This is a genomic window from Chondrinema litorale (assembly GCF_026250525.1).
Classification (GTDB): domain Bacteria; phylum Bacteroidota; class Bacteroidia; order Cytophagales; family Flammeovirgaceae; genus Chondrinema; species Chondrinema litorale.
Genome location: NZ_CP111043.1, coordinates 607,307 through 622,794, shown reverse-complemented (window position 1 = coordinate 622,794; position 15,488 = coordinate 607,307). Strand labels below are relative to the sequence as shown.

Below are 15,488 nucleotides of genomic sequence, written 5' to 3'. Positions count from 1 at the left end.
AGTCTATCCAAAACCTGAAATTAACAGTATTGAGAAAATTAATTAACTCATTTCTAATTGGCTTGGTGAGATTTTATCAGTATGCGATTTCTCCTATGTTTCCTGCAGCTTGCCGATATACACCAACTTGTAGTCAATATGCTGTAGAAGCTTTTCAAAAACATGGACCTTGGCGAGGTTTTATTTTATCAATAAAAAGAATTTCGTCTTGTCATCCTTGGGGAGGGAGTGGTTATGATCCCGTTCCTGAAAAAGAAGAAAAAAAATCATCTAAGTAAATCCTACATCAAATTGAAAAAACTTTAATCCTGTTTCAAATAAGGATTTTTTAGTATTGTACTAATAATTTCCATTACTCTTTCTCATTAAAGCATTTCGATTTAATTTTAGGTCTGTTTTTTCAATATACAACTATGACCAACACATTACAGGAGCTAGAAAGCCAATTGAAAGGAGAACTGTATTACGATGATACTATGCGTACTTTGTATGCAACAGATGCCTCCGCTTATCGCGAATTTCCACTTGCGGTTGCTATACCAAAAGTAAAAGAAGATATAAAAACTTTAATTGAGTTTGCCAGAAAACATAAGACATCTTTAATCCCTAGAACTGCAGGAACTTCATTAGCAGGACAAGTTGTAGGTAAAGGAATTGTGGTAGATGTGTCTAGGAAGTTTACCTCTATTTTAGAAGTAAATCAGGAAGAAAGCTGGGTAAGGTTAGAACCGGGTGTGGTAAGAGATGAGCTAAACTATCATTTAGCGCAATACAATTTATTTTTTGGTCCTGAGACATCAACTGCTAACCGTGCCATGATTGGAGGTATGGTAGGGAACAACTCTTGTGGTTCAAACTCTATTATTTATGGAAGTACAAGAGAGCATCTAATTTCGGTAAAAGGATATTTGAGTGATGGTGCAGAAGTTGAGTTCAAAACTTTATCAATCCAAGAGTTTGAAGATAAATGTGCGGGTAAAGATGTAGCTTCTCCACTAGAACAAGAGATTTATAAAAGCGTTAAAGAGACTTTATCAGATAAAAATAATCAGGTAGAGATAAGAGAGTCATTTCCTAAACCAGATATACCAAGAAGAAACACTGGCTATGCATTAGACCTGTTATTAGAAACTGCTCCATTTACTGACGGTAAAGACGATTTTAATTTCTGTAAGTTAATAGCTGGTTCAGAAGGAACACTGATTTTTATAACTGAGATTAAAATTCATGTTGACCCGACTCCTCCAAAACACAAAGCATTAGTTTGTGCGCATTTTAATACGATAGATGAAGCTTTAAGGGCTAATATTCTTGCATTGGATTTTAGTCCAAGTGCTTGTGAGTTAATGGACCATTACATTCTGGAATGTACTAAAGCGAATATTGAACACAGACAAAATCGCTTTTTTGTGCAAGGTGATCCTGGTGCAATACTGGTTGTAGAACTATCTAGAGACGATGAAATTCAGTTAGAATCTGATGTGGCTAGTGTAATTAGTGTAATGAATAAAGCGAAGTTGGGCTATCATTTTCCTGTGGTTTTAGGACCAGATATTAAGAAAGTATGGAATTTGAGAAAAGCAGGACTTGGTTTACTTTCTAATATTCCTGGCGATGCAAAACCTGCTCCTGTAATAGAAGATACAGCGGTAGATGTACATGATTTGCCCGCTTACATTGCAGATTTTAATGAAGTTTTAAAGCAATATGGTTTGTTTTGTGTGCACTATGCACATGCCGGAACAGGCGAGCTTCATTTACGCCCAATCTTGAACCTTAAAACTGAAGAAGGGAATAAGCTTTTTAGAACCATTGCAGAAGAAATTGCCAAGCTGGTAAAGAAATATAGAGGTTCTTTGAGTGGTGAGCATGGTGATGGTAGATTAAGAGGTGAGTTTATCAAATACATGGTAGGGGAGAAGAGCTACAAACTCATTGAGACAGTAAAAAGAAGTTGGGATCCAGAAAATATTTTTAATCCGGGAAAAATTGTAGATACTCCATCTATGAATACCTCACTCAGGTATGCTCCCGGACAATCAACTCCAGATTTTGATACAGTTTTTAGGTTTGATGAGGTACAAGGTGTATTAAGAGCCGCTGAGTTGTGTAATGGATCAGGTGATTGTAGAAAGTCTGAGTTAACTGGTGGTACAATGTGCCCGAGTTATATGGCAACCAGAAATGAAAAAGATACAACCCGTGCGCGTGCTAATATTTTGCGAGAGTATTTAACTCAATCTGATAAAGCGAACCCTTTCGATCATAAAGAAATTCACGAAGTAATGGATTTGTGCTTGTCTTGCAAAGGATGTAAGTCTGAGTGCCCTTCCAATGTGGATATGGGTAAATTGAAGGCTGAGTTTTTACATCAATATTACAAAGAAAACGGAGTGAGTTTGAGGTCTAAACTCATTAGTAATTTTAGTGCTTTAAATAGTTTAGCTGCGGTTACTCCGGGCCTATATAATTTCACTTTTAGCAATCCTTTAACAAGTAAAATTGCTAAAAGTATCACTGGTTTTGCACCAGAAAGATCTATCCCATTACTTCATAAAACCACATTAAAAAAATGGTTTAAGAAGAGAAAGAAAACAGCAACAGATAGTAAAAAGAAAGTTTATTTCTTCTGTGATGAGTTTACCAACTTTAATGATGTGCCAATTGGGCAAAAGGCGATACAGTTGCTAGAAAAGCTTGGTTACGAAGTAATTATACCAACCCATGTTGAAAGTGGTAGAACATTCCTATCTAAAGGTATTCTATTAGAAGCTAAAGAATTGGCAATTAGGAATGTAAACTTATTAAAAGATTTAATTACAAATGAAACTCCACTAATAGGTTTAGAACCTTCTGCTATACTTACATTTAGAGATGAATACCCTGAGTTAGTTCATGAATACATGATAGAAGATGCAAAAAAATTGGCTGAAAACTGCCTAACTTTCGAAGAGTTTTTTGCTAGTGAAATTGATAAAGGAGAGATAACAAAGGATGCTTTTAATACCGATGAGAAGTTGCTGAAAGTGCATGGACATTGTCATCAAAAGGCGCTATCTTCTTTAGTGCCAACCAAGAAAATGCTCTCATTACCTGAGAACTATCAGGTACATATGATTCCTTCAGGCTGTTGTGGAATGGCGGGTTCTTTTGGTTATGAGAAAGAACATTATGAATTATCTATGAAGGTAGGGGAACTGGTTTTATTCCCCACAGTGAGAAAGCAACCAGAAGAGGTAATTATTGCTGCTGCTGGTACAAGTTGTAGGCATCAGATAAAAGATGGTACCAAAAGGTTAGCAAAACATCCTGCAGAAATATTATTTGAGGCTTTAAAATAACAATTGGTTTTTAAAGAGATAACATAAAATTAATAGCTTTTTTCGTTTTTTGAGGAATAAATGTCGTTATATTGAACTAAAATAGAAGTTTTAGCATTATTTAATACCTAGCACATCAAAAAACTACATCAATCCTGATGTCACACAAAAGAAGTATTTTTTAGCGGCGAGGGTTAAATATCTAGAAAAATTATCATTTTTTTTATTAAATGGAGCACTCATGAAAAGTCAAGAGATTCAATCTCATATGAATTATATTGCAGATTACTGTAATAATTCTGTGAAATTTAACGGCAAAGAAAAGAAAGAAAGAAACATTAAAATCTTACTTAAAAACCTATCTAAAAAAATAAAGTCTAAAATCTAACAACAGAAATTGACCTGTTTTTCTGTAATCATATATCATAAAAATCAATTTCAAAATGGATTTAGAAGTTGCTGATTTTCAGGAAAATGTAGTTCAGGATAGTAATAATCAACCTGTAGTAGTTGACTTTTGGGCACCTTGGTGTGGTCCATGTCAGGTTTTAGGACCAGTAATTGAAAATTTAGCATTTGAGGCAGCTGGCAAATGGAAGTTAGTAAAAATCAATGTAGATGAGCATCGGGACCTTGCAGGGTCTTATAATGTGAGAGGAATACCAGCTGTAAAGATGTTTGTTAATGGAGAAATTATATCCGAATTCTCCGGGGCTCTTCCAGAACCACAAATCAAAGAATGGCTTAAAAAACACATTCCAGATGAACTAGATTTGGAACTCAAGGAAATAACTAACCTAATTGAGCAAGGAGATAATAAACAAGCTGAAACTAGACTCCAGTTTGTTTTGGATAAAGTACCAGAACATTCTCTAGCTTCTTTATACATGGCTAAACTGATGTTTTTTACCAATCAGGAAAAGGCTTTGGAGTACTTGATAATGGCGGAAAAGGATGCAGAACTAATCAATGAGGTATTGTCACTAAGAAGCCTTTTAAACATTCTTGTTTTATCGAAGCAAAAAGAAGGTTTGCCTGAAGCACCGATAAAGTCAGTTTTTGTTGAAGGACTAGATGCTTTATCCGCTCAGAATTTTTCAATAGCTGTCGAAAAATTTATTCAGGTTGTGATGGTCAACAAAGCATACCACAATGAAGCGGCGAGAGAAGCATGTGTGGCAATTTTTCAATATTTAGGAACTCAACATGAAGTAACCAAAAAGTATAGAAGGAGATTTGATATGGCATTGTATTAATTGTATACCATAAATTATATATAAAGAAAAGGAGCTTAGAAAGCTCCTTTTTTTGTGGTTTTATTCTTTTCTAAGTGCATCTACAGGGTTGGCTTTAGCCGTCCTTATCAATTGAATGCTTATAGTGCCAATCGTGATAAATGCAATTATTAAAATTGGTAGAATTACTAACCAAATGGTTATATCAATTCTGAATATAAAATTGCTTAGCCAGTTTTGAGACATATACCAAGAGATTGGCAAGGCTATTAAACAAGATATTGATAAGAGATTGATAAAGTCTTTTGAAAGTAGAATCAATATCTTTCTTATTGAAGCTCCAAATACCTTTCTTATGCTAATTTCTTTTGCTTTTTGAACTGTGGTAAAAGATGTTAATCCTAATAAACCTAAGCAAGCAATAATGATGGCAATAATAGATAGAATGCTAGAAATAGTTCCAAGTCTTTCTTCTGCTTTGTACTGATTATTATAAGAATCACTCACAAAGTAATAATCAAAAGGATATGAGGGGGCAATCTCTTTAAAGAGGCTTTCAATTTGGGGTATGCTTTCTCTTATGTATTTCTCATCCATATTAACAAGAATATCCCATACTCTATTCTTATCATAGGTGATTACAAGTGGCTCAATCGCATTATGCAGAGATTCGAAATGGAAATTTTTTACTATTCCTATCACCTCGCCCCTTCTTTCAGAAACTTCAATAATTTGTCCAATGGCATTTTCTTCGGTAAGGCCGAGTGCTTTTACACCACTCTGATTGAGTATGTATTCATTCAGCCTTTCGTCATTCTCATCTTCACGATTTATAAAAGGTGGGGTGTTTTTATTGAAATCTTTACCAGCTATTAGTTGAATCTTACAAGTATTTAAATAATATTCATCTGTTGAAACAAGGGAAACAGATACTTCCTCAATATTGGCATTTCCCATATTCCAAACAGAACCAATATTAGCGGGGTTGTTAGAACTGAAAGATACTTTGTTTATACCTGGTATTTCCATCAGCTTATTGCGAATACCTGTTTGATTCCCCATTATATCCTTATCATAAGAAAGAACAAAAACCTGTTTTTCGAACCCAGCATCTTTATTATGAATATAATCAATCTGTTTTTTTACTATAAGTGTTCCAGTAAGTAATAAGATAGAAGCAGTGTACTGGAAGACAACCAGAACCTTTCTGAGTATAACTCCACTTTGAGAAGATTTAAAATTCTTTTTTAATACCTTAACTGGTTGAAATTTGGTAAGAACCAAAGCCGGATATGCACCAGCTGCGATTGTTATAAATAAAATTCCTGCGATTACATATAAAGTGTTTTCGACAGTAAAGAATGACTCTAGACTTAAGTTTCTATTTATGAGGTCATTTAGATAAGTAATTAAATGTGAGCTTAAAAATACTGCTAATAAGAATGCAGAAAGTGTAATGATGAATGCTTCTCCCAAAAATTGGAATAATAACTGATTTTTGTTAGCTCCCATTACTTTACGTACTCCAATTTCTCTAGCTCTTTCTACGGCTTTGGCAGTTGCCAAGTTGATATAATTAATACAGGCTATTGTTAATAATAAAAATGCGATAGCTCCAAATATAATTAGGTAATCTTTGTCTGTAATACTTGAATAATCGTAATACAAATCTCCATAAGTATGAATAGCAAGAAGTGGCTGTAAAAAAGGTTTTCTTGGGAGATCAGCTATTGAAAAACCTTGTTTTGCTGCAAATAATTTTAGCATAGCTTGCTCCGTTTCTTTGGGATTAGCATTTGGAGTAAGTTTGATATATGTATAATAATTCGCGTTACCCCATTGTTCTTCTTGTGCCCAATCTATAGATTTAAATGAAGCTAATACTTTAAAAGAGAAATCTGTATTATCGGGTAAGTCTTGTATTACTCCAGATATTTTATAGGGGTCTTTATCATCAACCATAAACACTTGGCCTATAACATCTTTATCTTTCCAGTCTTTGCCAAAGTGTTTTTTTGCGATAGATTCTGTCAATATTAATTCATTTGGTTCATTTAAAGAGGTTGGTTTATTCCCTAATAAAAATTTGAATGAAAAAATATCAAAAAATGTAGAATCTGCATAATAGAACCTTTCTTCAAAGCTTTTATCATTATAAGTAAAGAATGTATTACCCGATACCATTATTCGTGTTTGTACCTCAACTGCAGCGAGTTCTGCTTGCGCAGTTGGGCCAACAATGTTAGGCGTTATGGCTATTTTTCTATCTGGATCGTCGTAATTTATGCGATAAGTTCTTTCTGCATCTTTGTTGAACTTTTCATAAGTGAGTTCATGAGAGATATAAATAGTTACTAATAAAGAACAGGCAATACCAATAGAAAGGCCAGCAATATGAATAGCAGTATACCATTTTTGCTGAATGAGCATTCGGAAAGCAATCTTTAAATAACTGAGCAGCATATTAATTTAGCTTTTATTACATAAATCTATAAGTGGAAGTAAGGATGGATGTAAGAGATAAGCGCTACTCAAATTTAATGTTATAAAAGTGCTAATTTGACTTATATCTTATGAATTTAACTAATTAATTGCTTGTTGGTAAATGACGACTATAAGCGGTAAGTATTTGTAAATAAAAATGCTTAAATAGGTATTAAACAAAAAAAAAGGGAGCTTTTGGCTCCCTTCTGTATATAAATTGAACGATGATAATTCTTTATTTCTTAGCAGATAGTTTTTGCTTTTGCTTAAAAACCATTTCTAATTCGTGAATACTAGAAGCTTTAAAAAATCCTTTCATTGAGTTTTTAAATGACTCTTCAGCCTGATCTAATTCCTCAGCTTTTTTATAAATTAATCCTAATAAGAAATAGTATTTTGCTTTAATCTCAGCTGGTAATTTAGGATTCTTAACTGCTCTTTCTAATGTAGCAGAAGCTTCTCCACTTTGCTTAAGCTGGTTTTCACAAGCACCTTTTAAGAATATTACTGAGTATTCAGCAGGATTAATATTTAAAATTTTATTACAGCTTTCAATAGCATATTCATATTGACCATTCTGATATTCAAGAATCGCTAATTCATATATTTTTTCGAGAGGTGCACTATTTCCATCTTTCTCTATTGCTTCTATAGCAGCTTCCATCACTTTTATCATTTCCGATTTATTGGTTTTTACAGCAGTTAATTTTGCCTGTAAATCGAATGCACTCGTATAAGTTGGGTCAATTTTCAAAAGTGTATTAAGGTGCTTTTCACTTTCGTGATATTCATATACATGATAATAGGTTTCTGCAAGATTAAAGTAGTAGTCTGCTGAAAATTGGAAAAGTTTAGGCTTATATTCCCCATCTGTAATTTTAGCAAAAAACTCATCTGCTTTTTTAAATTGTTCTAAGTGGTGATATGCATAACCAGCCTCATAGAAATATTTCTCATTACCAGGTACATTCGGTACAGATGGTATGATCTTATCAAGCATTTCTTTTGCCTTATTAAAATCGCCTATGTAGTTATAATATTCTGCTTCTAAAAACTGTACGTCGAAATTATCGCTAGATATTTTCTTTGCTTCTTCAATATGAGGTAAAATGTCTTGTTGCTGTTTTACAATATTTAGGATATTAATAATATCCATTTTGTATTTTAGGCGATTTTCTTGGTTAGGGTCTGTTTCGAATGCTAATTCATAGTTGGCAACAGCTTTGTCTGCCATTCTAAATTGAGTATAAAGATCACCTAACATCTCATAAGATTTGGTGAAATCTTTTTTAATTTCTACAGACTTTTCTAGTATTTCAGTTGCCTCTTTAAATTTACCAAGGTTTATGTAACAGTTTGCCTTAGTAAAAAATATTTCAGGGTTATTAGGAGATTTATTGAGAGCTTCATCAAGTAAAATAATAGCTTCTTCAAATCTATTATTTTGTATAAGGTTTTGTGCAGTGGTATATGGGTCGCTCTGGGCATTGACCAGTGCTATGTTTAAGCACAATAACAACCAATAGCTTATTAAATACTTCATTATTTATATATTTTAATGAAACGTTTATTGCCAGTTTATCTAGCTGGTTCGAAAGATTTTTATTTACAGTTATTTACAATCTTCATTACAACGCTGTAAATAGAAATTATTGAGAATAAAAAAACACTCTTGCCAAAAGTCTTAGAAAACTTTTTACAAGAGTATTTTTCTATAATGCTTTTATTTACTTTAATAATCTTTTCTTAAATCTCTTAGCTTTCCTCTATAACCTTTTTCACTTAAGTTTCTTAGGTATGTTTCAGCCATTTGCTTAGTTACTGAATTGCCTACAAAAGCTTGAAATTTAATATCGTTGCTGTATTGATCTATCATTATATAAGGGTCGCCTAATTTTTTTGCGCGAATTTTTGTACAGAAATCCTGTGCTGCTTGTAAATCACCAAATTCTTCTACAAATACAGACCATCTGTTTTTCTCTATTCTAATACCTTCTGGGCTATACAAATATTTGTATAAAGGGTCGAATGAAATATAAGGTGCAAAGTAAGATTTTTTAGGTGCTACACTACCACTGGTATCTTTCATTGTAAAGAACCAATCTGCTTGTAAAACCTGAAATTTGCGAGCTTCCTCATCTCCTTTAACGTATAAGTAGTATGCTTGACCTTCTTTAGTCGTGAGCTGCTTGGCAGTTTTTCTCGGTATTGTATAAGCTGTTAAAAGATAATTTTCAAAGCCGTCTTCATTTCCATCTTTATCTGGTTTTGGAGCTACACGTAAAAAGTCTATTACACCATCGCTGTTAAATTCGCCGAAAGATTCGGTACCTTCAAATACTGATGAAAAAGAGACCTGAATTATTTTTTCTGGTATTGTAATATCAAATAAATTATAGCATCTGTATTTACAACCATCTCCCATACAGTCTTCTCTAAAATTGATAATCATTAGATAAGAGTTACTCAAATAAGAGAATTCTTTTACTTGTAGAATATTACTAAAGTTCTGTCTTATAGACATTTCTATACCACAGTAATAGACAAAGTGCTGATTATTTAAATACAGACCAGTTGGGTTGGGGTTAAATATATTGTCGTATTGCGCTCCATTCACAAAATAAGTTGCAAAAGGCACACTACAATTTTTATAAACTGTAAATGATGTATCACCAGCTTCTCTGAAATCTGAAACAACAGGCTCCTGAATAATAGTTATTGGTTCCTGAGATAATTGAGAAATGTCGTAGGTAACACCAGCGCTAATTTGTGCTCTTAATACAGGACTTATGTAAAAAGATAAGAGAAAAATGAAAAGAAAGAGCTTTTTCATAATGCTACTGAAATGTTATATTTTGAGTGTTCGATGTATATTTTTTAATAGATATCTTAGACAGAATTATCTTTATTTATACGCTTAGTTTTCTAGATTATTAAAAAAACACAATCTTTTTAAAATCAAATTAGGATAACGCTTACATGTAGCTTCTAATTATTTGAAATGTCAAATAACCTTTTGGAACATTTATGAGAGACAATATTTAATAGTTGTTAAAGTTGAAAGGATGAAAAAATTTCAAAAAAGGAATTTTCATACAAACTTCGATTTCAAATTAATTAAGCAAACTAACTTTTAGAAAAATGTTTAAACATCTGTTTATCGGATTATTGCTATCGTGCTGTTTTAATGTATGTTTTGCTCAGCTTCCGACTGCTTCTGTCTTGATAGATAAGGGGAATAAATATGCTCAAAGCTATACGCTAGACATTCAGCTGGAGTGTGAGAATGCTGTAAAAATGATGGTAAGTAATTACAAAAATTTTACAGGAGCACATTGGACAGCTTTTGAACCTCGGGTACATTGGGAGCTTTTTCATGAAGATGGCGAGCAGTTTGTCTATGCCAAGTTTCTGGATAAAGATAACAATGAAATTGGCCCTGTGAGTGATAATATTTTAGTTGATGCAACCGCGCCTGCAAATGCTTCAGTTTCTATAGATATGCCAAATAAAGTCTCTAATAAAAAATCTCATATAGTAGATCTAAAGATTAATGCTGAGGGAGCAAAATATATGATGGTTAGTAATAATGGTGCTTTTTATGGACTTAAATGGCAGTTTTATGAAGACGAGCTATTAGACTGGGAGTTAGAGAAAGGAGGAGATGGAGAATATACAGTTTATGCAAAGTTTAGAGATGTAGCAGGAAACGTTTCTGAAACAGTAAAAGACAAAATTATATTTGATACACAAAAGCCATTTAACTGTAGTGTAGAAATTAATAATGGTGAAAAATTTACTTACAGGCAGGATGGAAAAGTAGATTTGAGCATTTTTGCCAATGAAGTAGACTCTATGATTATTTCTAATGATAAAGAATTTAAAGATGCAGCTTGGCAACCTTATGCAACATCTACAGAATGGTTTTTTGAAAATGGTGATGCAACAAAATCAGTTTACATCAAATTTAAAGACATGGCCAATAATGAATCAGGTATTTTTACAGACAATATAATACTGGATACAACTCCGCCTCAAGATTGTGAATTTTACATTGATGCAGGTGCAGGTATTACTACTGACATAAATAAAAAAGTGCATTTAAGATTTGGTGCGGAAGGTGCTTCTCATATGTTAATTAGTAATTTCCCTGATTTTAGATCGGCTCGTTGGCAAGTTTATAGAAATGAAATTCACGGTTGGAAATTGGAAGGAGAAGAAGATGGAAGCAAAGTGGTTTATGTTAAATTTAAAGACGATGCTGGAAATGTAAGTACCATCTTTAGAGACGATATAGAATTAAAAAGAGGATTTTAAAAATCCTCTTTTTTTATTGAATTATGCAGTTGTGTTTAATTCTGTTCCAACAGATTCTAATAATTTTTTAGTTGCTTTTATGCCTTCATCCTCAGAAAGTACTTGCCCTTCATACTCTACACCCACATAACCAGTATAGCCAGCATCTTTTACTATTTGAAGCATTTTTTTGTAATCAGTTTCTACTTCAATGCCAGCTTCGTTAAAATTATGTGTTTTAGCACTAACTCCTTTAGCAAATGGCATTAGTTCTTTTACTCCCTTGTAACGATCGTACTCTTCAACACAAGACCAGGTTTCTTTTCCATCAACCATTGTGCTTTCATTTTTAATACAGAAGTTACCAAAATCTGGAAGAGAACCAGCATTGTCCATATTTACCTGAGATAAAACTCCACTTAACCATTGACCATTAGAAGAATAACCTCCATGATTTTCAACAATAATATTAATGTTATGGTCTTTAGCAAATTCTGCAAGTGAACCTAATCCATCTACTGCAGCACTTGCAACTTCTTCTTCTGTACCTTCACCTGCGGCATTTACTCTTATTGAATGGCAACCTAAGAACTTTGCAGCTTCAACCCATTTATAATGGTTCTCAACAGCTTGTTTTCGTTCATCATCATTGGTGCTTCCTAAATGTCCTTCTCTGTCAATCATAATCAAGACATTAGTTACTCCTAGATCGGCAGCTCTTTTTTTCATTTCCGCAAGATATTCCTGATCTTTTGCTTTATCTGCAAAAAACTGATTTACATATTCTACAGCATTTATTCCGAAATCGTTTTTAGCTTTTGCTGCAAAATCAAGATTATCTAGTTTACCACTAAAAAAAGAATTATGTAATGACCACTGTGCTAATGATATTTTAAAGAAAGGAGTAGTAGCTATTGATTTTGTTTCAACATCATCAGCACCTTCTTTAGCAGTACCTTGTCCTGCACCACAAGCATTTAAAAGGGTCAACCCAGAACCAAGAAATATTCCACCTGCTGTGTATTTCCCTGCTCTTTTAATAAATTCTCTTCTGTTGTCTTTCATTTTATTATGAATTTTTTGTCTAGTAATTTTGCCAATCAATTCTGAAAATTGTGAAATTTTTACCAGATATTAAAATTGTTTGAAAAATACTGGTGTTTTTCAAATGAGAATCGGGTTCTTTTTTTACTGAATGTGGCAGATCGTCTATCTAGAACAGACGGCGTTTTTTAACTATAAGCAAAAGATTGTGAAATTAGCACCGATATACATGCAGCGAGCGCTAGAGCTTGCAAAATTAGGGGCGGGAAATGTAAGCCCTAATCCGATGGTGGGCTGCGTAATTGTACACCAAGACAGAATAATTGGAGAAGGTTCTCATAGGAAATATGGCGAAGGACATGCCGAAGTAAATGCAATTAATTCGGTAAAAGATCTATCTGTGTTGAACAAAGCTCAATTATATGTTACACTGGAACCTTGTAGTCATTTTGGAAAAACTCCTCCATGTGCAGATTTAATTATAAAACATCAAATACCCGAAGTTTTTGTAGCAGTTAAAGATCCTAATCCTTTAGTTGCTGGAAATGGTATTAAAAAATTGGAAAATGCTGGGATAAAAGTGAAATGTGGGATTTTAGAAAACGAAGCAACTGAGCTAAATAAACGCTTTTTTACAGCAATTCAGAAGCAAAGACCTTATATCATTTTAAAATGGGCAGAAACTGCTGATGGTTTTATTGCCAGAAAAAACTACGATTCTAAATGGATAAGCTCAGCTTTTTCTAGAACATTTGTGCATAAATGGAGAGCAGAAGAAGATGCAATTATGGTGGGTACAAATACAGCTTTAAAAGATAATCCACAGTTAAATGTAAGGCAGTGGGATGGTAGAAATCCAACAAGAGTTGTAATTGATAGAAACCTTGTTTTACCTGATAATTTAAAGTTTTTTGATGACTCTCAAAATACTATTCTATTTCACATTAATGGGATCAATCCTGTACAAGAGCATCATAAAAAGTTTGGTGTAGCCATTGAAGGAAATTTTTTAGAAGGAGTAATGCAAGAATTGTTTAAGAGGAAATTACACTCAGTAATTATTGAAGGTGGTGCTCAACTTTTAAATGCTTTTATTGAACAAAGTTTATGGGATGAAGCAAAAGTTTTTAAGTCTAAAACATTATTTAGTGATGGAATAAAAGCTCCGGTATTGAATCAAAAAGGAAGTGTGGTTTTAAAAAGCTTAGAACAATCCGATACAGATTATCTAATGACTTACACTAATAATCTTTAATATCAGATATGTCTTTTATTCTTTTATAAGCGACAACAAATTCATCAGTATAAAATAATTTGTATAGGTTTTTATTCAGAGATTCAGGAAACGCACTATTCTGCCTAAGTACGATAAAATCGTAATATTCTCTTTCTTCTGGATTGTTAGCTTCAACAAAAATATTTTTATGTGCTCTAAGTGCTTCGTATCTTAAAAATACATTGTACAAGTCCTGATTTACATAGACAATTTGAGCTTCATCATCTATAATTTGCTTGTTTAATATTGCTTGTTGTTGATAGATTGGCTCTCTTTTAACTGTAACCCATCCAGTATAATAAGTCATAAAAGAGATATAGCCAATTAATAAGACTAATATCACTTTTAACTGAGTTGATGATTTTGAAAATGATTTATAGTTGACAGGTAAAGATTCGGGATTATCTTCTGGGTTGTATGCTGATTTTTTATGAGCAGGTCTTGAGGTTTTATACTTTTTATATATTAAGCTAATAGCCCAAACAATACTGATGTATTCTGCTAGAGATAGATAAAGCCAGATTCTCGCTCCTGGTAAAACTTGTTGTACAAATAAGAAAATAGGAGGTGATATATAAAGGCAGGTAAGAAAGACTCCTGTGTGTTTTAGTTTTTTTATATCGTTAAACTCCTTTTCAAAAAGAGTGGGTTTAAATGCTACTATTAACCAAAATGTAAAGTTGAGTAGTGTAATCCAAGTTCCGTAAATATCGAGGCTGTAAAAAGTGCCCGGAGTATCAGCAAGGTAAAAAGGGAATTGTTCTAGAAACAAATCAAAGTTCATTTTACTTACCCATTTGTTGCCAGTTAAAGCATTAATACCACTTGCAAACAATACAGGCATGTACATAAATAAACTGCCCAAAAATACAATCATACCAGTTGCAAATAACCAACGGACTTTTCTTGTTTGTTTTTCGGTAAGGGAATATATCAATGCAAAAAGCATGATGGAAGCAAAAGGATAAAGAAATACAGGAATTGTGTAAAAACCCAAAACAGATGCTCCAATAAAAACAATAAAATAATATTTTGAGCCAATGTTTATAATCTTGATTAAGCTAATGCTAGCAATTATAAAGCATATAATCATCAGTTCGTAACCTCGCCCATGTACAGAATAAAATAAGCCATATTCAGAAAATGAAAACAAGCAACTGGCAACCAGAGCAATATTGAAATTTAAGTATTTCTTTATTACAGCAAAAAGGAAAATGCTTGTAAAGGTACTTAAGAGTAATACGGGTATCCTTATAGCCAACATAGGCTCAGAGAAAATTACATCTGCTAATACACAAGAAATTAAATATCCTATATGGTTATTGGGTCCGGGGTAATAGGTGAGTGTAACCAACATGCCTTTACTTACCATAAACACATAAGAAAATGCCTCGTCTATGTGCACAGGATACCTAAATAGCAGAAATACTCTAACTGCTGTAATGCTGAGTACATAGCTTTTAAAGTAAAGTTTTTGAGTAGATGTAAGGTTAGTGTAACTAGACTTTAGATTAAAATATAAGCCACGAACAAATAAGATAAACTGCTTTAAAGAAAAATATAAAAGTTCTAGATTGAGGTAAGTGTATAAAGCAACTAAAGGGCTAAAGAAAGCCAGTGCTATGAGCGTGAACTTTAATATTTCGTAGCGGAACTCTGTGAGATATTGCGAGGTAAAGATTTCAGCTTTTTCCTGTAAGTGATAAATGGCAATAATTGTTTCCGAAAAATCGAAATAGGATGTATTTAGAAAATACACTGCCACTGCCAGTAAAATACCAGATGAAAGAAATAGTACAGGAATTGATAAAAGCCTGAAATACTGATACATAA

10 protein-coding genes are annotated in these 15,488 nt (G+C 33.0%); 5 read left to right on the top strand and 5 right to left on the bottom strand.

The annotated features are described in order from the left end of the window. Positions 1 to 29 precede the first annotated feature (29 nt). From yidD to trxA, 3 genes are all read left to right on the top strand, one after another. Entirely contained in the window at positions 30 to 278 is a 249-nt protein-coding gene (gene yidD / locus OQ292_RS02550) for a membrane protein insertion efficiency factor YidD (RefSeq protein ID WP_431733755.1), read from the top strand. A 135-nt stretch (positions 279 to 413) separates the two neighbouring features. After that, on the top strand, positions 414 to 3,341 hold the full coding sequence (locus OQ292_RS02545; protein ID WP_284684480.1) for an FAD-binding and (Fe-S)-binding domain-containing protein: 2,928 nt from the start codon (positions 414 to 416) through the stop codon (positions 3,339 to 3,341). A gap of 422 nt (positions 3,342 to 3,763) precedes the next feature. Next, complete coding sequence (gene trxA, locus OQ292_RS02540) at positions 3,764 to 4,576, top strand: thioredoxin (protein ID WP_284684479.1); 813 nt, start codon at positions 3,764 to 3,766, stop codon at positions 4,574 to 4,576. Positions 4,577 to 4,636: 60 nt separating this feature from the next. Here the strand turns inward: trxA and OQ292_RS02535 are convergent, their stop codons facing one another. The 3 genes from OQ292_RS02535 to OQ292_RS02525 all read right to left on the bottom strand — a co-directional run bounded on the left by OQ292_RS02535 (position 4,637) and on the right by OQ292_RS02525 (position 9,872). Next, complete coding sequence (locus OQ292_RS02535) at positions 4,637 to 7,018, bottom strand: ABC transporter permease (protein WP_284684478.1); 2,382 nt, start codon at positions 7,016 to 7,018, stop codon at positions 4,637 to 4,639. A 256-nt stretch (positions 7,019 to 7,274) separates the two neighbouring features. Next, positions 7,275 to 8,582, bottom strand: a complete 1,308-nt coding sequence (locus OQ292_RS02530; RefSeq protein ID WP_284684477.1) for a tetratricopeptide repeat protein — start codon at positions 8,580 to 8,582, stop codon at positions 7,275 to 7,277. A 189-nt stretch (positions 8,583 to 8,771) separates the two neighbouring features. Continuing rightward, entirely contained in the window at positions 8,772 to 9,872 is a 1,101-nt protein-coding gene (locus OQ292_RS02525) for a hypothetical protein (protein WP_284684476.1), read from the bottom strand. A 308-nt stretch (positions 9,873 to 10,180) separates the two neighbouring features. Here OQ292_RS02525 and OQ292_RS02520 point away from each other — a divergent pair, with 308 nt between their 5' ends. Continuing rightward, complete coding sequence (locus OQ292_RS02520; protein WP_284684475.1) at positions 10,181 to 11,356, top strand: Ig-like domain-containing protein; 1,176 nt, start codon at positions 10,181 to 10,183, stop codon at positions 11,354 to 11,356. 21 nt (positions 11,357 to 11,377) lie between these two features. Here OQ292_RS02520 and OQ292_RS02515 read toward each other — a convergent pair whose 3' ends face one another. Then, entirely contained in the window at positions 11,378 to 12,400 is a 1,023-nt protein-coding gene (locus OQ292_RS02515; protein ID WP_284684474.1) for a sugar phosphate isomerase/epimerase family protein, read from the bottom strand. A gap of 208 nt (positions 12,401 to 12,608) precedes the next feature. On the opposite strand from OQ292_RS02515, the gene ribD reads away from it, so the two are divergent. Continuing rightward, positions 12,609 to 13,634, top strand: coding sequence for a bifunctional diaminohydroxyphosphoribosylaminopyrimidine deaminase/5-amino-6-(5-phosphoribosylamino)uracil reductase RibD (ribD, locus tag OQ292_RS02510; protein WP_284684473.1), 1,026 nt, complete (start codon positions 12,609 to 12,611; stop codon positions 13,632 to 13,634). Here ribD and OQ292_RS02505 read toward each other — a convergent pair. After that, on the bottom strand, positions 13,621 to 15,486 hold the full coding sequence (locus OQ292_RS02505; protein WP_284684472.1) for a glycosyltransferase family 39 protein: 1,866 nt from the start codon (positions 15,484 to 15,486) through the stop codon (positions 13,621 to 13,623). The two genes, ribD and OQ292_RS02505, sit on opposite strands and share 14 nt — an antisense overlap. Positions 15,487 to 15,488 lie beyond the last annotated feature (2 nt).